16 protein-coding genes are annotated in these 26,284 nt (G+C 37.6%); all 16 read left to right on the forward strand.

The window, feature by feature from the left end; all coding sequences use genetic code 11:
• Positions 1-4 precede the first annotated feature (4 nt).
• The 16 genes from GM661_RS03015 to GM661_RS03090 all read left to right on the forward strand — a co-directional run bounded on the left by GM661_RS03015 (position 5) and on the right by GM661_RS03090 (position 26,219).
• Positions 5-3,373: a hypothetical protein gene (locus GM661_RS03015; RefSeq protein WP_230868683.1), complete on the forward strand. Its 3,369-nt coding sequence runs from the start codon at positions 5-7 to the stop codon at positions 3,371-3,373.
• Positions 3,374-3,899: 526 nt separating this feature from the next.
• Positions 3,900-5,933 (forward strand): ABC transporter substrate-binding protein, encoded by a 2,034-nt coding sequence (locus tag GM661_RS03020; RefSeq protein ID WP_230868684.1) that lies wholly within the window; start codon positions 3,900-3,902, stop codon positions 5,931-5,933.
• A gap of 94 nt (positions 5,934-6,027) precedes the next feature.
• On the forward strand, positions 6,028-7,023 hold the full coding sequence (locus tag GM661_RS03025) for an ABC transporter permease (RefSeq protein ID WP_230868685.1): 996 nt from the start codon (positions 6,028-6,030) through the stop codon (positions 7,021-7,023).
• Positions 7,020-8,183 (forward strand): ABC transporter permease, encoded by a 1,164-nt coding sequence (locus GM661_RS03030; protein ID WP_230868686.1) that lies wholly within the window; start codon positions 7,020-7,022, stop codon positions 8,181-8,183. Before GM661_RS03025 ends, GM661_RS03030 begins: the two co-directional genes overlap by 4 nt.
• A 324-nt stretch (positions 8,184-8,507) precedes the next feature.
• The gene (locus tag GM661_RS03035; protein ID WP_230868687.1) at positions 8,508-9,518 is read left to right on the forward strand and encodes an ABC transporter ATP-binding protein; all 1,011 of its coding nucleotides are present in this window, start codon (positions 8,508-8,510) and stop codon (positions 9,516-9,518) included.
• A 21-nt stretch (positions 9,519-9,539) separates the two neighbouring features.
• Positions 9,540-10,520, forward strand: a complete 981-nt coding sequence (locus tag GM661_RS03040) for an ABC transporter ATP-binding protein (RefSeq protein WP_230868688.1) — start codon at positions 9,540-9,542, stop codon at positions 10,518-10,520.
• Between the two features lie 146 nt (positions 10,521-10,666).
• Positions 10,667-12,856: an alpha-galactosidase gene (locus tag GM661_RS03045; RefSeq protein WP_230868689.1), complete on the forward strand. Its 2,190-nt coding sequence runs from the start codon at positions 10,667-10,669 to the stop codon at positions 12,854-12,856.
• Between the two features lie 109 nt (positions 12,857-12,965).
• Complete coding sequence (locus tag GM661_RS03050) at positions 12,966-13,988, forward strand: LacI family DNA-binding transcriptional regulator (RefSeq protein WP_230868690.1); 1,023 nt, start codon at positions 12,966-12,968, stop codon at positions 13,986-13,988.
• A 23-nt stretch (positions 13,989-14,011) separates the two neighbouring features.
• On the forward strand, positions 14,012-15,499 hold the full coding sequence (melA, locus tag GM661_RS03055; RefSeq protein WP_230868691.1) for an alpha-glucosidase/alpha-galactosidase: 1,488 nt from the start codon (positions 14,012-14,014) through the stop codon (positions 15,497-15,499).
• 338 nt (positions 15,500-15,837) lie between these two features.
• On the forward strand, positions 15,838-17,856 hold the full coding sequence (gene uvrB, locus GM661_RS03060; RefSeq protein ID WP_230868692.1) for an excinuclease ABC subunit UvrB: 2,019 nt from the start codon (positions 15,838-15,840) through the stop codon (positions 17,854-17,856).
• A gap of 27 nt (positions 17,857-17,883) precedes the next feature.
• On the forward strand, positions 17,884-20,730 hold the full coding sequence (uvrA, locus tag GM661_RS03065; protein ID WP_230868693.1) for an excinuclease ABC subunit UvrA: 2,847 nt from the start codon (positions 17,884-17,886) through the stop codon (positions 20,728-20,730).
• 21 nt (positions 20,731-20,751) lie between these two features.
• Complete coding sequence (gene uvrC, locus GM661_RS03070; protein ID WP_230868694.1) at positions 20,752-22,581, forward strand: excinuclease ABC subunit UvrC; 1,830 nt, start codon at positions 20,752-20,754, stop codon at positions 22,579-22,581.
• 87 nt (positions 22,582-22,668) lie between these two features.
• Positions 22,669-23,469, forward strand: coding sequence for a Cof-type HAD-IIB family hydrolase (locus GM661_RS03075; protein ID WP_230868695.1), 801 nt, complete (start codon positions 22,669-22,671; stop codon positions 23,467-23,469).
• A 126-nt stretch (positions 23,470-23,595) separates the two neighbouring features.
• Positions 23,596-23,766 (forward strand): DUF362 domain-containing protein, encoded by a 171-nt coding sequence (locus tag GM661_RS03080; protein ID WP_125988107.1) that lies wholly within the window; start codon positions 23,596-23,598, stop codon positions 23,764-23,766.
• 213 nt (positions 23,767-23,979) lie between these two features.
• Entirely contained in the window at positions 23,980-24,921 is a 942-nt protein-coding gene (locus GM661_RS03085; RefSeq protein ID WP_125988109.1) for an L-lactate dehydrogenase, read from the forward strand.
• Positions 24,922-24,992: 71 nt separating this feature from the next.
• Entirely contained in the window at positions 24,993-26,219 is a 1,227-nt protein-coding gene (locus tag GM661_RS03090) for a serine hydroxymethyltransferase (protein WP_230868696.1), read from the forward strand.
• The last annotated feature ends 65 nt before the right edge of the window (positions 26,220-26,284 follow it).

The raw sequence follows: 26,284 nt of genomic DNA on the forward strand, positions 1-26,284 counted from the left end.
AGAGATGAGTGGGGAGCAGAATTTAGTTTTAGAAAAGCTCTTTGGAATGGACTGTGAAAGGGAATTAGTTGACTTAATAGAGGAACTGGAACTAAGTGGAGAGGGAGAATTAAAAAGTAGAAGTGATAAGTATGAAACAGAGAAGAAAATAATTATTACTTATGAATTTACAAATAAACAGGATAAAAACACTGCTTTATGTATAGCAGCAGGACTCCCTAATGCCCACTTTGATGAGGCAGTTGTAATCTATGGAGAAGAAATAGAGCAATATGGGGATGAATATATTTATCAGCTTGAAGGCCATGCCCTGGCTGGTTCTTTAGTCCAATATCTTGGTTTAATATCAGAGGGGGCTGGCTTAAACTATCAGGCAAAAACCTATAATAGTTTGGGATTAGAAAACTGCCTCAAGTTCAGGGGTAATGAATTTTTTGGCTATAAGCTGGGTCTATTACAGCACATTGATAATATAGTTAATCAAAAAGAAAGCTATAAAATGAATAGTATGTCTTTATTTTTATCTGCCTTAATTGATGAAGGGGTAATAAAATATAGTGAAGGAGAAGCAGGTGATTATGGTAATATAAGTAGTGAATTTAGAAAAAAAGGGGATGAAAGATTAGATACCAATAAAATAAAAGGGGTACTAAAAAAGATAGTTATTGAAAAACTGGAAAAAACTGAAGAAGAGGCTAAAAATTTAGTAGATGAAAACTTTAACCCCCGAATAATCGAACGAAAAATGAACCTGATTAATAATTATAAGAAATATAATGAGCGAAAAGAAGAAGATGAAAGAATAATTAATTATATTTTATCTGATAATATATTGGCTGGATTATATCAACATGCAGGCATAAGGCATATTATTGATATAGATTTTCAAGCAGGCCGATCATCTGATGAATTATGTTACTTACTTAAAATATTAGAAGAAGATAATATCGATGATTTGCTGGAATCCAGTGGTGATTTATTCACACCTTTCGTATTACTAACAGAAGAAGACAATAATCGGGAGCTTATCAATAGATTTAAGAAAAAACCCCAATTAGGTGAGATAACAAATAGAATAAATAATGAATATTTAAAGGCCTTAATTAAAGACATAGTCTTAGATATAAAGGCTGTTGATAAGAACCTGATAAAGGAAATCTTTAAAATATCACAGCGGAAAAACAGGACAGAAATACAGGAAATAGTGGAGGACAGGCTGTATTATAGTATGAAAGAGCGGGGGATTATTAAAGAAGATGAATTACATTATCATTCATATCTGCTAGAGCAGGAACCAGAACTATTTGCTAAAATGAAAAAAACCTATCCCCTGGATAGGGCAGTAATCAAACAGTTTGAAAAAATGAGAACAGCAGAGATTACCGCTCTCTGGGAGTGGAAACTAAGTACTGATGGTATTTTCCTTATCCTTGGGAATATTGATTCAGAAGAAGTAATAAAATACCACAGTTCAACAGGTGTTTTCAATAACCAGAGGGAAGAGATAAAACTGGAGCTTGACCAGCCATCACAAAATAAAATTTATGGCAGTCATGGAAAACCAGCCAATTATCAGAAGATATATGACCATGATTATCATTATAAAGAGGAAGGGGCCTATAACTTCTCTTCTAAACAGGGAGTAGGTTTTATCATCCTCAGTACCCATAAAAACCCGGAACAGGGAATAAAGATAGATGGCCGGGATATTTCTGGACAGTATGAGGAGAAAGACAGAGAAGAAGCTAATATTGGCGGTCGGACTAAAACACTGCGTGATACCTACTTTGGTGAAAATATCATCCTGAGGGATAAAAAAACGACATATGGTCAGTTAAGTGGTGATTTAGTCTATATCTATGGCCCTCAGAAAGAAGACGAGCTTATCATTGAAGGTTTCCAGAACGGCGATTATGGTATTACCCTAAGGGAGAAAGTCCGGCAGCCAGAAGATGACAAACAGCCTGTTACCTATACAGCCTACCATAAAGTAAGGTTTGACTGTGTAGAGTTTGTCGACCTCAAGGAAATGGTCATAGAAAAATCCATCTATGAACACAGCAGAGTAAAGATAGCCGGGGTTATTAAAGATGAAAACGCCGAGAAATACCGGGACTATCTGGAAAAAGAAGCAGACCCCAGGATTATTATCACTTATGATGATGATGACAGTAAAATACTCTTTAAGGGGATTATCAATGACTATAACATAGACTATAAATACTTTAACTATTACCTGGAACTATGGGCTGTATCATATACTATCCTCTTGGATAGAGAGAGACATACCAGGGTATATCAGAACCAGGGGACAAGCTATAATCAGGTCTGTCAAAAACTAAGTACAGCCAATGAGAAATTCAATATCAATTTTGCCAGAAGCAGTGCAGGAGAAGTCCCTTTAGTATCAGAACAATACCCCCTGGTCTTACAACACAAGGAAACCGACTGGGAATTTATTAACAGGATAGCCTCTTACCTGGATCAGGTATTAATAGTAGATGACACTAAAGATGACAATGAAACTATCAATATCCAGCTAGGCTTTCATTCAGCCCAGGCAGTTGAACTTAACAATGATAACTGGGCCAAGTGTAAAGATACAGGGCCTAAAAATATTATTTACCAGTATTACAAAGTCTATCAGCATGAACACTTTAGGTCAGACCATGTCTTTGAAGTGGGCAAAAAGGTAAAACTGATTATAGACCATAAAAATAATACTACAGTAGAAATGGGTATGATCAAGAACAAGATATATCTGCAAAAGGGTATTCTCTACTCAGAACTAACCCTGGCCAGAGAAGAAAATATAAAAATCCTCAATAAACAGAGGAAATTTTTGATGGAAGGTAGGAGTTACCGGGCAGAAGTTAGGGAAGTCAACCAAAAACACCAGGCCCAAGTCAGTTTTATAGACATTGAAGATGATTATCAGACAGATAAGGCCCTCTGGTTTCCTATAGATAAGCCATATACAGCGGCTTATAGTTCTCCTGACATAGGGGATATAGTAGATATCTACTTCAGGAACAAAAACGAGAAATATGCTACCTTAAAAAGCAGTACCACAGATGAAGCAAGAGAGATAGAGCAGAACCCTGCTGATAAAACAATCAGAATCCCTGGGGGCTATATTATTAAACTAAACAATGGTTCGATCTATATAGCTTCTCCAGAGGAAGAGGCAGTACTGGAAATAACAGCAGAAGAAATCAAGATGACCAGCAGTGATAATCAAGCAGTAATCAAGAAAGGTGAAATAGAACTTAAGAATGAAAAAGGATATGGTAAGCTGTCCAAAACTGGTAGTGAAATAGGCTTTGGGAAGAAGAAGGTTGAGATTAATAATGGTAAGGTGAAGTTTATTTAGCTGTAATATTGTATTTAAAATAACAGATAAGGTATCATAATAAATAAAACCCCAGATTTGCAGATAGATCTGGGGTTTGTATTTTTGCTTATTAACTAGATTTGATAGTTTAGCAAATGATAGACTTTACTGAAAATTAAATCAGTTTTTCATAATGATATTACCTTTATTTTTAACCATTGTATTACTTATTCAATAATTTAATTATGTAAAAGATTATTATGAAAGGCTCTTAATTAATATAAAGGTTGGCAGGGAAAAGTATTTTATGATTATAAGATATTCATAAGATGCTTTTTTGTTTATTTTATAGGGTCGAAAATAATCATGAAAAAATATATAAAAATTTCATGAAAAAAGAAGGTATTTTTGAAAATATACAGAATAATATTAAATAAGAGAATATAAAATATATACTAAAACTTTAATTTGAATAAGAATATAAGATTATTGGGTTAAAAAAATTTAAAAAAAAGGAGGGTAGGAATAAAAAGGAAAATACCAAAAAAATAAGAGGGGGATTATTATGATGAAGAAAAAAACTTTCACATTGTTTTTGATGATGATATTTTTAATTAGTTCACTTGCTTTTGCTGCTGAAAGAAAGTTTGCCAATCAATTTACCAAAGAAGAAATGTGGATTTACAAGAATTTGAGTTCTTATAGTGAAGCCCCAGAATTAAGAGAACTGGTTGAGCAAGGTAAATTACCACCACTAACAGAACGTCTACCAGATATACCAAGGGTAATTAAGAGTAATATTATGGTTGATGGTATTGGAGAATATGGTGGTGTTTGGAGAGATACTTTTGCAACTCCTGTACAGAGTTGGAACTGGGGAGCCCAGAAGACACAGGGTTGGTTTGGTATATGTCAGGTTCTACATGAACCACTGGTAATATCAGGGCCAATGTGGATGTTAGAAAAACCTGATCCTTTACCCAACCTTGTAACTGATTGGGAATGGTCAGAAGATGGAAAAACCTTAACCATGAACCTTGTTGAAGGAGTAAAATGGTCTGATGGTGAACTGTTTACTGCAGATGATGTTCTTTTTACTTATAATGATCTTATTTTGAATGATAAGATAACTACCTTTGGCAGCAAGGGTGCCTGGGTTTATGGTGGAAAACAGACAGAACTTGAGAAGGTTGATGATTACACTATTAAATGGCATTTTGGTGAGGCATTCCCTGTAGCAGTATTTTATAACATGGATTATTTAGATTTTAGTGTGTCCCCTAAACATGTTTATAAGAATTTTCATCCGGATTATAATTCTGATGTAACATATGATGTATTTGCGAACGCTACACCACCTAATGATCTGCCTGCGGTTACTTTAGGACCTTGGGTTCCTGTTGAATATAAACCGGGTGAGCAATTAGTTATGGTCCGTAATCCATATTTCTGGCAGGTAGATGAAGAAGGAAAACAGCTTCCATATATCGGTGAGGTAAGATTTAATGAAGTAGAATCAGGTGATATTAGGACTATGAATCTGATATCCGGGGTAGCAGATAGAACTAATCTGGAAAACCCACAGACATTTGGATTGGTAAAACAGGCTACTATGAAAGAAAATTCACCAGCCAAGATTGCTTTTGGACCTTTTGGTATAGGATATCAGATAGAATTTAATCTTTCAAGATATTTAGGTGTAAAAAATGATAGAGATGCTGAGTTAAGAGAATTATTTAGAAACAAAATGTTCCGTCAGGCGGTTTCCAGTCTTATAGATAGAGATGCTGTAGCTAATATTGCCTTCCCAGGTCCATTAACACAGGCCTGGTATGGAGGATATCCTTCTGGTTCAGCATATTATGATGAGAATTTTGTTAAAAAGTATGAATTTAGTCCAACAGCAGCAAAAACATTGTTAAGTGAATTAGGGTTTAAAGATACTGATAATGATGGTATTCTTAATTGGCCAGCTTCCAGTAGAATTGCTGATGACGAATTAGTTATAGAATTATTGTTGAGACAGGATCAAAGTGCCGTATTAGACGCTGTTCAGGCTATGGAACCAATGTTCAGAGAGGTTGGTATAGACCTTAGGATTAAGCCAGCAACTGCTTCTACAGTGGACACAAGAATTCCAGCTGGAGACTTTGAGGCATATATGGTCCGCCTCGATTCAGCGGTGCCATTTGTTCAGATGCAACTATTTGGTCCTATCAGAGAGAGTTCCCCTGACTGGCATAGAAGTGCTTCAGGTGGCAAAAGAGATCTAATGGATTTTGAAGTGAAAATACAAGATTTAATGAAAGAAGCTACCTATGAACCTTCTATTGATAGACGTAATGAAATATTTAAAGAAATACTGAAATTGTCTACAGAGAATGTATATACAATTGGTGTTTATGAGGTCAGGAGAGGAACAGGCCTTCATAAGAGAATCTGTAACTTCCAGCCTGACATTCCTCCATATATGTATAACTGGACTATGGAGAGTATTCCAGCACAGATACTATATGTAGAGAAAGAAGATCAATTCTCTCCAGGTTTCCTTAACTTAATTCCTACTAAGGAAGATTATACTAATAAATCATGGCAGTAAAAATATAGTTTATTATTAAGGATAAAAAGGTGGAGTATCTTTTAGTTATATTCCACCTTCTTATTATCACAACCAACATAAGGAGGTTAAAATATTGACTGCTTATATTTTAAGAAGAACTATACTATCAATTCCAATGCTAATATTAGTAAGTTTTATAGCATTCTTTATTCTTACATTACCACCAGGTGATTATATGACTTCTTTCCAGAATCAGTTAACCAGTCAGGCTGGTTTGTCAGCAATTGAAGCTGAAGAATTGGCTAATCAGATGCGCGAAAAATATGGACTGGATAAACCGTTTGTAGTTCAGTACTATAATTGGGTGAAAAATATAGTATTACATGGTGATTTTGGTTATTCATTTTTTTATAACAGGCCTGTAGGAGAAGTAATTTGGTCCAGAATGGGTTATACCATATTAATTGCTTCATTGTGCCATTTTATATCTGTTTTTATGGGGGTTTTAATAGGGATATATTCAGCTACTCATCAATATACTACTGGAGATTATATATTTACAGTTATAGCTTTTATCGGTGTTTCTGTACCTGCTTTCTTTCTGGCACTAGCTTTATTATATTTCTTTTCCTTTAAGTTAGGTATGGGTGTTGGGGGATTATTTTCACAGGAATATGTTATGGCTCCATGGAGTTTTGCAAAATTTATAAATTTATTAAAGCACATTTGGGTACCTATTGTAATAGTTGGTTTTGCTGGTACTGCTCGCAACATGAGGGTTATGCGCGGGAATTTACTGGATGTAATGGGTCGACAGTATATACAGACCGCCAGGGCTAAAGGTGTATCTGAATTTAGGGTTGTATTTAAACATGCATTAAGAAATGCTATTTTACCTATTATTATGTCACTGGGCTATGCAATGCCATTTTTAATTCAGGGTGAAATGGTTACAGCCATAGTTCTTGATTTGCCAACAACTGGTCCGGCATTTTACAAGTCTTTAATAAATCAGGATATGTATCTGGCGGGAAGTTTTTTAATGATGATTGCGGTTATTCTTGTTCTAGGTAATCTAGTTGCTGATATTACCCTTGCCTGGGTAGACCCCAGGGTTCGTTATGATTGATTAACTGGTCAGGGCAGTGGTCAAAAATCAATTATGAAAGGATGGAAAAGATGAAAAAAGCAATAATTGAAGAAAAAAACAGAAAAGTACTAACCCGCAAAGAAATGATCTGGCAGAGATATAAAAAACATAAGTTGGGTATGATGGGTGGTATTATTACTTTAATTTTAATAGTTATAAGTATTTTTGCTCCCTTTTTTAGTCCATATGATTATAAATCACCGGAATATAATCATGCATATATGCCTCCACAAAAAATTCACTTCTTTGATGAAAATGGTAAATTTCATTTGAGACCTTTTGTGTATGAACAGAAAATGGGAATGGACCCCAAAACCTGGCAGAGGATATTTGAAGAGGATACATCAAAGAGATACCCTGTTTATTTTATAAAGAGGAGTTGGGAATACGAATTGATGGGTTTCATAAAAACTGATATACATCTATTTGGTGCAGAGAAACCGGGATCTATCTATGTTATTGGTACAGACAGTATTGGTAGAGATATTTTAAGCAGAATTATTTTTGGTAGTAGAATTTCAATTATTATAGCTGCATGTGGTGCTCTATTAAGTGCTTTAGTAGGGTCATTGATTGGAGGAATATCAGGATATTTCTCTGGTAAAGTCGATTTGTTTATTCAAAGAATAATAGAAATGTTTCAGTTGTTCCCACAGATACCATTGATGATGGCATTAAGTGCCGCAATACCTGCCACCTGGCCGCCTATAATGGTTTTTGTAGGGGTAGTTGTTGTTCTATCATTAATACAATGGACTTATCTAGCTCGTGAAGTGAGGGCAATGGTTCTTAGCTATCGAGATCAGGATTTTGTTAGAGCCGGTAAAGCAATTGGTTGTGGAGATATGTATATAATTGCAAAACATATTATCCCAAATTGTATAAGTCATATTATTGTTGTGATAACAATAACAATACCACGTCTAATTCTGGCAGAAAGCACTCTAAGTTTCCTTGGTCTGGGAATTCAGCCCCCTATGGTCAGTTGGGGTGTTTTATTAAGCGACGCCTCAAAAATACAGATAATCGGTCAATATCCCTGGGTTCTGTTTCCTGGTGTAGTAATAATTATAACAATTTTGGCATTAAACTTTTTTGGTGATGGTGTTCGTGATGCATTTGATCCCCATAGTGCCTAGTCGTCGTGTTACAATGGGGGATGTTTTTCCACCAACTAATATAGATAAGAACCTTTTATTTAAATAGGATCCAGGGCTAATAAGGAGGACTACAGCCAGTGCCGAAGAAATCAATTCTCTAAGTCAAAATCAGATTGATAGTACCAAAGAAATTTCCTCCAGTGCCAAAGAATCGAATAACCTTGCCGGTACTTTATTTGAAGCTATTAAGAAATTTAAATTCTAAATATATTATTAAAGTGTTTCTGTATATGATTATAAAATATATGGAAAAAACAGGAGGACTTTGTAAAGATATAACACTAGGTATAGGTAGGTGAAAAAATGAAAAAAGAAAAATTAATTGAATTAAAAAACCTTAAAACATATTTTAATACGGAAGAAGGAGTTGCCCGTGCTGTTGATGGAGTAGATTTTGAAATATATCCAGGAGAGACCCTTGGGATTGTTGGAGAATCGGGATGTGGTAAAAGTATAACCTCCCTTTCGATTATGCGTCTGGTTCCTCAACCACAGGGAGAAATTGTTGATGGAGAAATATATTTTAAGGGTAAAGATCTTACAAAATTAAGTCAGAAAGAAATGAGGACTATTCGGGGTAATGAGATATCTATGATATTCCAGGAGCCGATGACATCATTAAATCCAGTATTTACTATTGGTAATCAAATTTCGGAGACTATTATGCTGCATAAAGATGTTAATAAAAAGGAGGTGATGAATCAGTCAATAGAGATTCTAAAAAAAGTTGGAATCCCATTACCTGAGCAGAGAGTTTATGAATATCCTCATCAATTAAGTGGTGGGATGAGACAGAGAGTAATGATAGCTATGGCTTTATCTTGTAATCCCGAGTTGCTTATTGCCGATGAACCTACAACAGCTCTTGATGTTACCATCCAGGCTCAGATACTTGATTTGATGGAGGCATTAAAAGAAAAATTTAATATGTCTATGATGATGATAACACATGATCTTGGGGTTATTGCCGAGATTTCAGATCGTGTAGCAGTTATGTATGCGGGAAAAGTAGTGGAATATACAGATGTAAAAACATTATTTAAAAACCCACGCCATCCTTATACCTGGGGTTTAATGAATTCTATTCCAAGACTAAATAAAGAAGTTGAAAGATTGACAACAATAGAAGGTATTGTTCCCAATTGTCTGGATTTCCCCGAAGGTTGTAGATATAATGCCCGCTGCCCCATGGCAGAGGAGAAATGTTTTTTAGAAGAACCACCAATAAATGAATTTGATGAAGGACATAAGGTAAGATGTTGGTATGCTGATGAAATAGAAAAAATATCTAAATTAAGTGTTATTAACACATAGTCTAAAGTGAGGTGAATTAGTATGGCAGTAACAGAGAATAAAATATTAGAAGTAAAGAATTTAAAAAAATATTTTCCCGTAAAAGCAGGTATTTTTAGAAAAACAGTTGCTCATGTTAAGGCAGTTGATGATGTCAGCTTCGATATTTATGAAGGAGAAACATTGGGACTGGTAGGTGAATCAGGATGTGGTAAATCAACTACTGGATCTACAATTTTAAGACTTCTTGAGGCTACATCTGGTGAGGTTAGCTTTAAGGGAGAAGATATTTTATCTTTAAATAGGAATAAATTAAGGACTATTCGTAAAGAAATGCAGATGATTTTTCAGGATCCATATGCCTCACTTAATCCCCGAATGACAGTAGCGGATATAGTAGGAGAACCATTAAAAATACACGATTTATATAATAAGAAGAGTGATAGAGATGAGAAAGTTAAGGAATTACTTGAAAGTGTTGGACTAACAGCTGAACAGATGAACCGTTATCCCCATGAATTTAGTGGTGGTCAGCGGCAGAGGATAGGAGTAGCTAGAGCTCTGGCAGTAGATCCTAAATTAATTATTGCTGATGAGCCCGTATCTGCCCTGGATGTATCGGTACAGGCACAGGTAATAAATATACTGCAGGATTTACAAAAGGAATTTGGTCTAACATATTTATTTATAGCACATGATTTAAGTGTTGTTAAACATATTAGTAATCGGGTAGCAGTTATGTATCTGGGAAAAATCGTTGAGATTACTAATAAAAGTGAACTTTATGATAACCCCTTACACCCCTATACACAGGCGCTATTATCTGCTATTCCAGAACCAAATCCAGAGAGAAAGAAAGAACGTACAATTCTTGAAGGAGATGTACCAAGTCCTGTAAACCCTCCCTCGGGTTGTTCATTTCATCCCCGCTGCCCTGCAGCCATGGATATATGCAGTAAAGTTGAACCGGAATTTAAGGATTATGGTAATGGACACTTTGCTTCATGTCTTTTATTGGATTAAGGTCAGGAACAAAAAGTTCCAGAACTAAGGAGACAGGACGTCGGCTGAGAGGCAAGCGGAAGAAAAATGATTATTCAGGTTACAGTAGGGGGTTCCTTTAAGCCGATTTGTTCTTAAGGAATTTAGCAAATATCGGAGGTGAATTTATGAGTATTAGATATGATGCAGATAATAAAACATTTCACTTAAAAGCAAAAGACAGTAGTTATGTTATGAAAATAATGAATAATGGTCAACTTGCACATCTTTACTGGGGAAAACAGATAAAAATATTAAGAAGACCCGAAAGATTAATTCCTGACCAACCCAGGGCGTTCCAACCATATCTTCAAAATAATCCAGCTCTTTCCCTGGATTATATTCCGCAGGAATACCCTGCATATGGTAAAACTGATTTTCGTAATCCCGCTTATCAGGTACAATTGGAGAATGGTTCAACAATTACTAATTTAAAATATCTATCACATAGTATAAAGCATGGGAAAGATAAGCTAGCAGGTCTACCTGCAACATACATTGAGAATAAAGATGAGGCTCAAACATTATATATTGAAATGTTGGATGAAGTAATCAATATGAAAGTTATCCTATCTTACACTGCATTTAAAGATTTTCCTGTTATTACAAGATCAGTTCGTTTTGAAAATATTGGTCAATGTAATTTGAGCTTATTAAGGACCTTAAGTATGAATCTAGATTTTCCGGGTGATAATTATGAAATTCTACAACTCTCAGGGGCCTGGGCAAGGGAGAGACAAATAATTCGTAGGAAGACTGAACAGGGCACACTCACAATTGATAGTAAACGTGGGGCAAGTAGTCACCAGCAGAACCCTTTTGTAGCACTTATGGATGAGAATGCTAGTGAGTATCATGGAAATGTTTATGGGTTCAGTCTGATTTATAGCGGTAATTTTCTGGCAGAAGTAGAGGTCAATCATTTTCAGCAAACCAGGGTTAATATGGGTATAAATTCTTTTGACTTTAGCTGGAAGATAGAGCCCGGTCAGTCATTTCAAACACCGGAAGTTGTTATGGTTTATTCGGATTCAGGAATAAATAAAATGTCTCAGGTTTATCATAATCTCTATCGTAAAAGACTTGTTCGTGGGCAGCATAGAGATAAAATCAGGCCAATTCTTATAAATAATTGGGAAGCCACCTACTTTGATTTTGATACAGATAAACTACTTGAACTGGTGAGAAATGCAAAAGAGCTTGGAATTGAATTATTTGTTTTAGATGATGGTTGGTTTGGAAAAAGAAATGATGATACCTCTTCTTTAGGGGACTGGTATGTAAATGAAGAAAAACTTCCCGATGGCTTAAAAAAATTAGCAAAAGAAATTAATAATATAGGCCTTAAGTTTGGACTATGGTTTGAACCAGAGATGGTATCACCAGTAAGTGAGTTATATGAAAAGCACCCTGATTGGTGTTTACACGTTTCCGATAGAGAAAGATCATTATCGAGAAATCAACTTATACTCGATTTCTCAAGAAAAGAAGTATGTGATTATATTATTGAACAATTATCCAATGTATTAAGTAATGCATCTATTTCTTATGTGAAATGGGATATGAATCGACATATGACAGAAATAGGGTCTACTGAATTACCAGCAGATAGGCAGAGGGAGACAGCCCATCGATATATTCTAGGATTATATTATGTTCTGGAGGAGATAATCAGTAGATTTCCAGATATACTCTTTGAAAGTTGTTCTGGTGGTGGTGGTAGATTTGACCCCGGTATGCTTTACTATATGCCACAGACCTGGACCAGTGATAATACAGATGCTGTTGAACGCTTAAAAATTCAGTATGGCACAAGTATAGTATATCCTATTAATTCTATGGGTGCCCATGTATCTGCAGCCCCCAATCATCAGGTGGGTAGAATTACATCATTGAAAATGAGAGGGGATGTAGCTAGTTTTGGAAACTTTGGATATGAGATGGATATTATTGCACTACCTCAAAGTGAAAAAGATATGATTAGAAAACAGATAAATGAATATAAGCAGATAAGAGAACTTATTCAAAAAGGCCTGTTTTATAGATTAATAAGCCCGTTTGAAGGAAATGAGACTGCCTGGATGGTAGTTGCTGAAGATAGAAGAGAGGCTGTAATAGCTTATTATAGAGTGCTTGCTGAAGCTAATTCAGGTTTTAAATATTTGAAATTAAATGGACTTGATGTAGAAAAAGAATATAGGGTTAATGGGGGTAAGAAGGTTTATGGTGGAGATGAGTTAATGTTTATAGGTCTAAATATAGATGAAATAAGTAACGGTGATTTTAAAAGTAAATTGTGGAAAATAGAGTCAGTATAATTAATAGACTAACTAATAATAATTATAGAATTAGCTAAATAAGCCATCTTTGAATCCTATTTGTTATATATGGTATAATATTTGTAATATTTATTGAGGAGGTTTTGTAATGAAGGTAACATTAAGAGATATAGCAGAAAAAGCAGGAGTATCTATCTCAACTGTATCCAGAGTAATAAATGATGATCAGGAAACACCTGTGAATGAAGAGACAAAGAAATTAGTATGGCAGTTGGTTAAAGATATGGGTTATAGCAAATATAACGGTAGCAGCAAAAGAAGTTCTAAAAAAATCGGCTACATATTAAATAATACCTCAAATATATTTAATCATCCATACTTTTCTGTTTTACTGGATGCAATTGAAACTGAGATAAAATCTCAGGGATATTCTGTGGGCTTTTCTTTTGTAGAAAGTGATATAAAAAAAGAATCTGTACGCCATCAGATAATTAATGATGATGTAGATGGTTTAATCCTAATTGCTAATTTTATAGATGAAGAATTTGCTGAACAAATTAATGAAAACTATAAAAATATAGTATCTATTGATTTTGTCAGTGATAATTTTAATAATGATCTCATCTTGATCGAAAAGAAAAAAGCGGCCTATAATGCTGTCCGATATTTGATAGAACATGGACACGAAGAGATTGCTTATATAGGGGGTGGGTTTGTAGGTGGTCAAGGTATGAAAAAATCACATCGTTATCTTGGTTATAAGAAGGCTATGGATGAAAAAAATCTCATTATAAATGAACAGTGGGTAAGAAATGGTGACTGGAGTCTGGAAGGTGGTTATCTGCAAATGATGGAGATTATAAAGGCTGAAAAAATACCTACTGCTGTATATACTGCCAGTGATCTTATGGCTATTGGAGTTTTTAGAGCTATACAGCAATCTGGCTTAACAGTGCCTGATGATATTTCAGTAATATCTTATGATAATATTGAAATGTCCAAATATAGTAATCCTCCTTTAACTACCTTTCACGTGCCAAAAAGAGAAATAGGAAAATTAGCTGTAAAATTATTATTAGATCAAATTAATGATCAAAACCCTGGTTTTCCTTTAAAAATAATGGTATCAGCAGAATTAGTTGAAAGGGAATCAGTAGCGAAAATAAAATAATTTTTTAAGAAGAGGTGTTTATTATGGCATTTAAAATTGCATTTATTGGTGCAGGTAGTATCGGTTTTACTAGAAGATTAGTTAAAGATATTTTATCTATAGATGAATTTAAAAATATTGAAATATCCTTTACTGATATAAATCCACAAAATTTGAAGATGGTTACACAACTGGTACAGAGGGATATTGATGAAAATGGTTTAAGTATAAAGGTTCATGCTACTACGGACAGGAGAGAGGCATTAAAAGATGCTAAATATGTCTTGAATGTAGTAAGAATAGGTGGTCTGGATGCCTTTAAAATGGATGTGGAAATACCCTTAAAATATGGTGTGGACCAATGTGTCGGTGATACACTATGTGCCGGGGGAATAATGTATGCCCAGCGGGGTATCCCAGCAATCTTGGATTTTTGTAAGGATATCAGGGAAGTAAGTGCCCCTGATGCCATATTATTAAATTATGCTAATCCGAATGCGATGATTACCTGGGCTGCTAATAAGTATGGTAGGGTAAATACAATTGGTTTGTGTCATGGTGTTCAACACGGTCATCAAATGATTGCTGATGCCTTCGGTTTGAAACAGGAGGAAGTTGATATAATTTGTGCAGGTATTAATCACCAAACCTGGTATATTCAAATAAAACACGAAGGCAAAGATCTGACAGGTGATTTGCTGGAAGTGATGGAAAAACACCCTGAATACAGCAAGACTGAAAAGGTTAGAATTGATATGTTGAAAAGATTCGGTTATTTCAGTACTGAATCAAATGGACACCTGAGTGAATACCTGCCCTGGTATAGAAAACGCCCTGAAGAAATCAATGACTGGATCCATGTAGGAGATTCCTGGATACATGGTGAAACAGGGGGTTATTTAAGGGTATGTACGGAAAGCCGTAACTGGTTTGAAACTGATTTTCCCAATTGGTTAAAAGAACCGGCAAAGAGATTTGACCCTGTTGAAAGGAGTCAGGAACATGGGTCTTATATTATTGAGGGCTTAGAAACTGGTAGAGTTTACCGTGGACATTTCAATGTGATAAACAATGAGGTGATTAGTAATCTCCCTGATGATGCAGTTGTAGAGGTTCCTGGTTATGTAGATGCTAATGGCATAAATATTCCATTTGTTGGTGAACTCCCACTGGGATGTGCTGCTGTCTGCAATTCCAGTATAAGTGTGCAGAGGATAGCTGTAGAAGCAGCAGTACATGGTGATATGGATTTGTTGAAACAGGCCATGATGATGGACCCACTGGTAGGTGCAGTATGTAATCCACCTGAGATATGGCAGATGACTGATGAAATGCTGATTGCTCAGGCTGAATGGCTCCCCCAGTATCAAGTTGATATAAAAAAAGCTGAAAAGAATTTAAGTAAAGGTAGTTTAATATCGACTAAGGATGGTTATGAAGGTGCTGCTAGATTAAAAGTCAAGAGTATTGAAGAGCTGGCTAAGGATAGAGAAAAATCCACTAGATTGGCAGATGCAGCAGATAAATCTTAGTAATATTAAAAAGAGATATTTTTTTTAAGTGTGCGCCAAAACTGATAGTGAAATAGGCTTTGGGAAGAAGAAGGTTGAGATTAATAATGGTAAGGTGAAGTTTATTTAGCTGTAATATTGTATTTAAAATAATAGATAAGGTATCATAATAAATAAAACCCCAGATTTGCAGATAAATCTGGGGTTTATATATTTGTCTATGTAATTGGGGTTGATGGGTTTAGCTGAATTATTGAAAATATGTTTTAAAAATAAGGCTTTAAAAATTTATAATTAGATGTTATAATATGGTGAAAGAACATACATTCACCTATTTGTTCTAACTGGAAGGTGGTTTTATGCAGGCTAAAGATTTTGTCTTACATTCACCATATGAGGCTAAAGGGGATCAGCCTCAGGCGATTAATAAGTTGGTTGAAGGGATTAAAAAGGGTTACCGGCATCAGACGCTACTGGGGGCTACAGGCACAGGTAAGACCTATGCCATGGCTGCTGTAATAGAGAAGGTAAATAAGCCTACCTTGGTTATTGCCCATAATAAGACCCTGGCTGCTCAGCTGACAAGCGAATTTAAGGAATTTTTTCCGGAAAATACAGTCGGTTATTTTGTCAGTTATTATGATTATTACCAACCAGAGGCCTATGTGCCACAGACTGATACCTATATTGAGAAGGATTCATCTGTTAATGAGGATATCGATAAACTGCGTTTGTCGGCGACCAGTTCACTCTTTGAGCGCCGGGATGTTTTGATAGTGGCCAGTGTTTCCTGTATATATGGTCTTGGTAATCCAGCTGATTACCTGGACCTATCCTGTACTCTTAAGGTGGGGCATCTTAAAGATAGGAAAGAGATATTGAGAGACCTGGCAGTGATGCAGTACAGCCGGAATGACCTTGACCTTAGTAGAGGTCATTTCAGGGTAAAGGGTGATGTAATTGAGGTTTTTCCTGCCTATGATGACCTGGCAATTAGGATAGAATTATTTGGTGATGAAATAGATCGTATTACTAAAATAGATACTCTGACAGGTGAGGTGCTGGGTGAGTATCAGGAGGTAACTATCTACCCGGCCAGTCATTTTGTTACCCCTGAGGATAAGATAAAAAAGGCAGTAAGGACTATCAGCAAAGAACTGGAAGAGAGATTAAATGAACTGGAAAAGGATAATAAAATGGTTGAAGGCCAGCGGCTTAAACAGAGGACAAGTTATGACCTGGAAATGCTGAGTCAGATGGGTTTTTGTTCGGGGATAGAGAATTATTCACGCCATCTGGCAGGTCGACCGGCAGGTTCCAGACCTGATACATTACTGGATTATTTTCCGGAGAACGATTTTCTAGTAATGATAGATGAGTCCCATATGACCATACCTCAGATTGGTGGTATGTATGCTGGGGACAGGTCCAGGAAAGAAAAACTGGTAGAATATGGTTTTCGCCTCCCTTCAGCCCTTGATAATCGGCCCTTGAATTTTAAGGAATTTGAAAAACTGGTTCCCCAGGCTATTTATGTCTCCGCTACCCCCGGACCTTATGAGCAGGAACACAGCCAGCAGGTTGTTGAACAGATAATTCGACCAACTGGTTTGCTTGACCCTGAAGTAGAGGTTCGTCCTATAGAGGGCCAGATAGATGACCTCCTTAGTGAGATAAAGATAGTTATTGAGAGGAATGAACGGGTACTGGTTACTACTTTAACTAAACGGATGTCTGAGGATTTAACTGAATTTCTGGCTGGTGCCGGAGTTAAAGTCCGCTACCTCCACTCTGATATAGATACCATTGAGCGTTCGGAGATAATCAGGGACTTACGGCTTGGTAAATTTGATGTCCTGGTAGGTATTAACCTCTTGCGGGAAGGGCTGGATTTGCCTGAGGTGTCCCTGGTGTCTATTCTGGATGCAGATAAGGAAGGGTTCCTCCGTTCTGAACGTTCTTTAATCCAGACTATCGGCCGGGCGGCCCGTAATGTACAGGGAAAGGTAATCATGTATGCTGATACTATTACTGGTTCAATGGCCAGGGCTATTGAAGAGACAAATAGGAGGCGGGAGATTCAAGAGGAATTTAACAGAAAGAATGGAATTAAACCTGAAACAATTGTTAAACCGGTCAGGGAGGTACTGCGCCCTGTTGACATGGTTGTCAGTGAAGAGAAGAAAGATACTTATAATACAAAATATGATGAAGATAAAGCAGAGCTCTCGGCAAATGAGATCAGGCATTTAATTATTGACCTGGAAAATGAGATGAAGGAAGCGGCTGATAATCTTGAGTTTGAACTGGCTGCCCAGATTCGTGATGAGATTAAGGAATATGAAGAGGAATTGGGAAATAAAAAGAAGAAAAAATGATTGATATGTAGATAAGGAAGTGATTTTATGGCTAGAGATAAAATTATTATTAAAGGGGCCAGGGAACATAATCTTAAGAATATAAACCTGGAGATTCCCAGAGATAAGCTGGTGGTTATTACAGGTTTGAGTGGTTCAGGTAAGTCTTCTCTAGCTTTTGATACTATCTATGCAGAGGGTCAGAGGCGTTATGTGGAATCACTATCAGCTTATGCTAGACAGTTCCTGGGACAGATGGAAAAACCCCGGGTAGAGTATATAGAGGGCCTGTCCCCGGCCATCTCTATTGACCAGAAGACTACCAGTAAAAATCCCCGTTCAACAGTGGGAACGGTAACTGAGATATATGATTACCTCCGTTTATTATATGCCAGGATTGGTATACCCCACTGTCCTGAATGTGGTCAGGAGATATCATCACAGACAGTGGATGAAATAGTTGATCAACTCCTTGACCTGTCTGAAAAGACCAGGATTCAAATCCTGGCACCTGTAGTCAGGGGAAGGAAGGGAGAACACCAGAAGGTCCTTACCAGGGCTCTGCGTGATGGTTTTGTCAGGGCCAGGGTTGATGGTGAAACTATGATGCTTGGTGAAGAAGAAATTGATTTAGATAAGAATTTTAAACATGATATTGAGATTATTGTGGACAGGATTGTGATTAAAGCTGGTATTAGAGAAAGGTTAGCTGACTCTGTTGAAACAGCCCTGGAAAAGGGTGATGGTCTGATAATTGTTGATGTAATTGATGGTGAGGAATTAAGTTTCAGTGAGAAATTTGCCTGTCCTGATTGTGGTATTAGTCTTGAGGAGTTATCACCCCGGGCTTTTTCTTTTAACAGCCCTTATGGGGCCTGCCCAAATTGCGATGGTTTAGGGATTAAGAAGGAATTTGACCCTGACCTTATTCTTGACTGGGATAGACCGATTAATGATGGTGGTATTATACCCTGGAAGAATTCCTCCAGTAGGTATTATCCACAGCTCCTTAAGGCCCTGGCTAAGGAATATGGTTTTAGTTTAAGTGCACCATTAGGTGAACTGGCTGAGGAGATAATTGAGGTGATTCTCTATGGGTCAGATCAAGTGCTGTCTTTCCCATATACCAACCGTTATGGGAGGACAAGGCAGCATGATACGGTTTTTGAAGGGATTATTAGTAATTTAAAACGGCGTTTTAGTGAAACAGATTCTAATTATATTCACCAAAAAATGGAGTCTTTTATGAATGATAGGCCCTGTAATGTCTGTCAGGGAAAGAGGTTAAAACCGGAGGTCCTGGCGGTAACGGTAGGCGGTATCTCCATTGCTAGTTTTACCAGTTTTAATATCAAGGAGGCCTATAACTTTCTTGATGAAATTGACTTAGATCAAAGGTCTAGTTATATTGCCCAGGAAATCCTTAAAGAGATAAAAGACCGTTTGAAATTCTTAATTAATGTAGGGCTTGATTACCTGACCTTAGATAGGGCAGCTGGAACACTCTCTGGTGGTGAGGCCCAGCGGATCAGATTAGCAACCCAGATTGGTTCTGGTCTGGTTGGTGTCCTGTATATACTTGATGAACCAAGTATTGGCCTCCATCAGCGGGATAATAACCGTTTGATAAATACTTTACAGCATATCCGTGATGTGGGTAATACGGTAATAGTTGTGGAACATGATGAAGATACCATCCGTTCTGCTGACCACATTATAGATGTTGGTCCTGGGGCAGGTAAACATGGTGGAGAGATTGTGGCTGAAGGTTCTTTAGATGATATTCTTGCTAATAAAGGTTCCTTGACAGCCAGGTTTTTATCCGGTAGGGATGAAATTCCCATACCGGAAGAAAGATATCAGCCTAATGGGAAGTACCTGGAAATAAAAGGGGCCAGTCAGCATAATTTGAAGGGGATAGATGTGAAGATTCCTCTGGGTACTCTGACCTGTGTGACAGGGGTTTCTGGTTCTGGTAAGAGTACCTTGATTAATAATACCTTAAAACGCAGGTTGATGCAGCATTTCTATGATTCAACACCGCGTCCTGGTAAACATGATAGTATTGAGGGTCTGGAATACCTGGATAAGGTAATAAATATTGACCAGTCCCCTATCGGGAGGACACCTCGTTCTAACCCGGCCACCTATACAAAGGTCTTTGACTATATTAGGAAGATTTTTGCCCAGACCCAGGAAGCACGGAGCAGGGGTTATAAAAAAGGCAGGTTTAGTTTTAATGTTAAGGGGGGGCGCTGTGAGGCCTGTAAAGGGGATGGAATTATTCAAATAGAGATGCATTTCCTTCCAGATGTCTATGTCCCCTGTGAGGTCTGCGGAGGAAAACGTTATAACCGTGAGACTCTGGAGATTAAATATAAAGGCAAGACCATTGCTGATATACTGGCTATGACAGTGGAAGAGGCCCTGGAGTTTTTTGAGAATATAGAGCCACTTAAACGCCGGCTGCAGACTATCAGTGATGTTGGTCTAAGTTATATTCGATTGGGACAGCCGGCAACGACACTCTCCGGTGGTGAGGCCCAGCGGATTAAGATTGCTACTGAACTGGGCAAGCGGAGTACTGGTAAAACACTCTATATACTGGATGAACCCACAACCGGCCTTCACTTTGCTGATGTAAAAAAACTCCTTGAGGTATTGCATAGGCTCAGGGAAGGTGGTAATTCAGTAATAGTAATCGAGCATAATCTTGACGTAATTAAAGCCGCTGATTATATTATTGACCTGGGCCCAGAGGGTGGTGACCGCGGTGGTGAAGTGATCGCTTGTGGCAGTCCTGAAGAGGTAGCCCGGGTTAAGGAATCATATACCGGTCACTTCCTCCAGAAGGTTCTGTTTCCAGATAAAGAAAAGGTTATTGTCAATAGCTAGTTATAGTAGATGGTGATAAATATGAATGAACAATTAGAAGAACAGTTAAAGGGTTTACCAGATAGACCGGGTACCTATTTGATGAAAGATGAATTGGGTGAGATTATCTATGTGGGCAAGGCTAAATCACTGCGGAAACGGGTCAGGTCGTATTTCCGGAGGGGTAATCATACCTACAAGACCAAGGTCTTGATTGAAGAGATTGCTGATTTTGATTATATTGTAACCGATACTGAGGTAGAGGCCTATATCCTGGAGGCTAATTTGATTAAGAAACACCAGCCCAGGTTTAATATCAGGTTGAAGGATGATAAAACATACCCCTATATTAAGGTGAGTATTAATGAGGATTTTCCCCGTATTTTCAAGACCAGGATTGTAAAAAATGATGGTGCCCGTTATTTTGGACCTTTTGCTGATGTAAATATTATTCATAAAACACTGGGTCTTTTGCAGGAACTCTTTGCTTTGAGAACCTGTAGGAAGGATTTGCAGGCTGATAAACCTGAAGAAAGGCCTTGTTTGAATTACTACATTGGGAAGTGTCTGGCACCCTGTACAGGTGAGATTGATGTAGAGTCATACCGCCAGTTGATTGATCGGGTCTGTCTTTTCCTTTCCGGTCAGCAGGGTGAGTTGATAAAACGGGCAGAGGAAATGATGTATCAGGCTTCAGAGAGGAAGGACTTTGAAAAAGCTGCCCATTACCGTGATACGATTAAGGCCTTGGAGAAGATAACGGCTCAGCAGAAGGTTATGTCTGGTAAGAACCTTAATCAGGATGTTGTGGCTCTGGCCAGGAATGAAGAAGATTGGGCCTGTATTCAGGTGTTGTTTATCCGTAACGGGCGTCTAATTGGTCAGGACTACTTTATAATGGAAGGTTCCCAGGGAGATAGTGACCGGGAGATAATGGGGTCATTTCTCCAGCAGCACTATGACCAGGCTATCAGTCTGCCTGATGAGATACTACTGGGTACCATGATCGGGCAACTTGATTTATTAAAAGAATGGTTAAGTGGAAAGAAAGGGAAAAAGATAAGGATATATAGCCCTGAACGGGGTGAGAAGAAGCGGCTGGTTGAGATGGCAGCAGACAATGCCGTTGAAAACCTCAAAAAGGAATTGATCAGGTTGAAGTATCAGCGGGAAAGAACCACAGAGGCTGTTAAAATACTGCAGCAGCACCTGGGCCTTGCTAAGCCGCCTGACCATATTGAGGGTTTTGATATTTCCAATATTCAGGGGACTGACCCGGTGGCTTCAATGGTTGTTTTTAAAGGGGGGTATTCTTCTAAAAAAGACTATCGGCGTTTTAAAATCAAGACCATTGAGGGCCCTGATGATTTTGCTATGATGCAGGAGGTTATTGAGCGGCGTTACAGCCGCCTCTTAAGTGAAGATAAATCTCTGCCAGATCTGATTTTAATAGATGGTGGTAAGGGGCAGCTCAGTGCAGCCTATGATATCTTATGTAAAATAGGGCTTGCTGAGCAGGAAATTATCGGCCTGGCCAAAAAAGAAGAAGAGGTCTTTTTACCTGGTCAGAGTGAATCAATTATCATCCCCCGGAATTCAGCTGCTCTCCATTTGATTCAACGGGTCAGGGATGAGGCCCACAGGTTTGCCGTCAGTTATCACCGGAAATTACGTTCCCGGCGTTTAACACATACAATGTTGGATGATATACCTGGTATAGGGCCTAAAAGGCGTGATGCCTTACTAAGGCATTTCGGTTCCCTGGCTGAGATCAGGGAGGCTTCTATCGGGCAGTTAAAGGCAGTAGATGGTGTCAGTTCCAAGACAGCCCGGGTTATTTTTGATTACCTTAAGGAAAATACTAGACCGTAAAAATTAAGATATTGATTGACAATGTAAATACTAAAATATATAATTTTGGTAAAGAAATAGAATACTAATAATCTGGAGCTGATATAAATGGCTTATAAATTACTGGTGCTGGATCTAGATGATACATTGTTGGACAGTGAGCAGAGACTGCCGGAACAGAACGTAATATCGATTAAAAAATTGAGTAAATTAGGGGTAAGGGTTGTTATTGCTACGGGCAGAATGTTTATCTCTGCCCTCCCATATGTTAAGGAACTGGAACTTAAAGGACCGGTTATTACTTACAATGGTGCTTTTGTCAAGGATGTTACCCTTGATAAGGTAATCTACCATCAGCCGATGGATCATAAGATTGCCCTGAGAATAATTAAAGATATGGAGGAAGAGGGATTACATATTAATCTATATCAGGATGATCAACTCTATGTTGCTGAAGAAAATGACAGGAGTAAGTATTATGAAAGGACTGCTGGGGTTAAGGTGGAAACAGTTGGTAAGATATCAGACTTTATTGCTAAGCCGCCGACCAAGGTCTTAATTGTTGAAAAGGATCAGACTAAAAAAGAAAAAGCCCTGAGGTATTTTAGAGAAAAATATGGGGAATATATTGAGATAACAGAATCAAAGGACTACTATATCGAATTTATGGCCAGGGGTGTGTCTAAAGGTAAAGCAGTTGAGCGTCTGGCAGGTCAGCTGGGAATAGAGCGTTCAGAAGTGATAGCTGTTGGAGATAATTGGAATGACCTGGAGATGATAGAATGGGCAGGTCTGGGTGTAGCTATGGAAAATGCCCCTGCTGCTGTTAAAGAAAAGGCAGACTGTATTACCCTACCACACTATCAGGCAGGGGTTTCACACCTTATAAAAGAGATTTTTGCTATTTAGGATTGGAAGGGGCTTATGTGAAGTGGGAAAATGTCTATTCTTGTTGACAAGATACTTAAGTAAGTATATAATAAATTTTGGAGATTAGGAAACATTCATTGCAATATATGGGGAGGTGAACCGATAATGGCTCATGTTATTTCTGATGAATGTATTAGCTGTGGTTCCTGTGAATCAGAATGCCCTGTAGAGGCAATTAGCCAGGGAGATACTCAGTATGATATTGATGCTGATACCTGTATTGACTGTGGTGCATGTGTGGCAGTCTGTCCTGTAGAAGCCATCAGTGCGGAATAATAGAATAACTACTTATCTTAAGAGAAAACCGGATATTAGTCCGGTTTCCTTATTTTCAAAAACTTGATTAATATACTCAGATATATAATTTTACCGGATATCTCATGAATGCTCCTATTTAATAAGGGTAGATTATAGGTGAAGGGGTATAGGTATAATTTAAAAATACTGGAAATATTTTTGTTAAAATATGCCAGAGGAGAGTGATATCAATTGAAGAATAAAGTGGTTATTATTGGTGCTGGATTGGTAGGTGCTACAGCTGCTTATGCTATTATGAACCGGGGACTGGCTTCAGAGATTGTCCTGGTTGATATAAACAAAGAGCGGGCAGAAGGTGAGGCTATGGACCTTAACCATGGGGCTGCCTTTGTAAAACCTGTTAAAGTAAAACATGGTGGGTATGAGGAATGTAGAGATGCTCGAATTGTTATTATATCAGCAGGGGTAAACCAGAAACCTGGTGAGACCAGGCTTGACCTGGTCAAGAAGAATACAGAGGTTTTTAAAAAGATTATTCCTAATATAAGCAAATATACCAGAGAAGCAATCCTACTTGTTGTTACAAATCCAGTAGATATTCTTACATATGTTACTCAGAAATTATCAGATTTACCACAAAATATGATCCTCGGCTCAGGTACAGTACTTGATACTTCACGATTCCGTTATCAATTAAGTGACCATTGTGGTGTTAACCCCAAGAATATTCACGCTTATATTATTGGTGAACATGGAGACCATGAGGTAGCAGCCTGGAGCCTTACTAATGTAGCAGGTGTTCCTTTTAAGGATTATTGCATTGTCTGTGATAAGGATTGTGCTACCCATGATTTTCGGGATAAGATGAGTGAAAAGGTTCGTCAGGCTGCCTATGAGATTATTGATCGAAAAGGTGCTACCTATTATGCAGTTGGTCTGGCAGTAGCTCGTATTGTAGAAAGTATCTTCCGGGATGAACATACAATACTGACTGTTTCAACCCTATTAACTGGGGAATATGGTATTGATGATCTTGTTTTAAGTATCCCCAGTATAGTTGGTAGTAGAGGGGTGGAGAAGGTACTTAACCTGACTTTGAGTTCTCAAGAGGAGGAAGAACTATTAAAATCTGCTGGGGTTTTAAAGGGAATTATTCAAGAATTAGATATTTGACAAGGGGACGGTTCGCCTGTCACATTATTAAGTAGGGTAATAATCCTAATAATTATAAAGGAGATGATTAAGTGGATTATGTAAAAAAGGTTGATCCTGAAATAGCTGACTTGATTGAAAAAGAGGCAGCAAGGCAGCAGCATAATATTGAATTGATTGCCTCTGAAAATTTTGTGAGTGAAGCAGTTATGGAGGCAGCTGGTTCATGTCTTACTAATAAGTATGCTGAGGGTTATCCACATAAACGATATTATGGTGGTTGTGAGGTTGTTGATCAGGTAGAAGAGCTGGCTATTGAGCGGGCAAAAAGACTTTTTGATGCTGAACATGTAAATGTTCAACCCCATTCTGGTTCACAGGCTAATCAGGCTGTTTATTTTGCTGTAGTACCAAAGGGTGGGAAAATACTGGCGATGGATTTGACCCATGGTGGCCATTTAACACATGGAAGTCCAGTAAACATGTCTGGTAAGTACTTCAATTTCTTTCATTATGGTGTAAACAAAGCAGAACGTATAGATTTTGAACAGGTTTCATCCTTGGCCAGGGAACACAAACCGGATTTGATAGTGGCAGGTGCAAGTGCTTACCCCAGGGAAATAGATTTTATTAAGTTTAGGGAGATTGCTGATGAGGTAGGGGCTTTATTTATGGTTGATATGGCACATATTGCCGGACTGGTTGCTGTTGGTTTACATTCTAACCCTGTACCAGTGGCAGATTTTGTGACAACTACAACCCATAAAACCCTGCGTGGAACCCGTGGTGGGATGATACTTTGTAAGGAGAAATATGCTAAAGATATTGATAAGGCTATTTTCCCTGGGTTACAGGGTGGTCCTTTAATGCATATTATTGCTGCCAAGGCTGTTTCTTTTAAAGAGGCTTTAACAGATGAGTTCAAGGAATATCAACAGCAAATTGTTAACAATGCAGCTGTTCTGGCTGCTGAATTGCAGGATTATGGTTTCAGGTTGGTATCTGGAGGGACTGATAATCATTTAATGTTGGTTGACTTGAATAACAAAGGGATTACTGGTAAAGATGCTGAGACTGCTCTTGATAAAGTCGGTATCACAGCCAATAAAAATACTATCCCCTTTGAAAAGAGGAGCCCTTTCGTAACCAGTGGTATCAGGCTGGGAACACCTGCTGTTACAAGTAGGGGCATGAAAGAAGCTGAGATGAAATTAGTTGCTGAATTTATAGCAGAGACTATTGAAAATATTGATGATGATAGTAAATTAGCAGAGATAAAAAATGGAGTATATGAATTAACAGAGAAATTTAGTAAATGATTTTATTATAAATCAATATATATATAATTATGGGACTCTTATAGTGTGGAGTCCTTGTTTTTTAT

The organism is Iocasia fonsfrigidae (assembly GCF_017751145.1).
GTDB classification, from domain to species: Bacteria; Bacillota; Halanaerobiia; order Halanaerobiales; family DTU029; genus Iocasia; species Iocasia fonsfrigidae.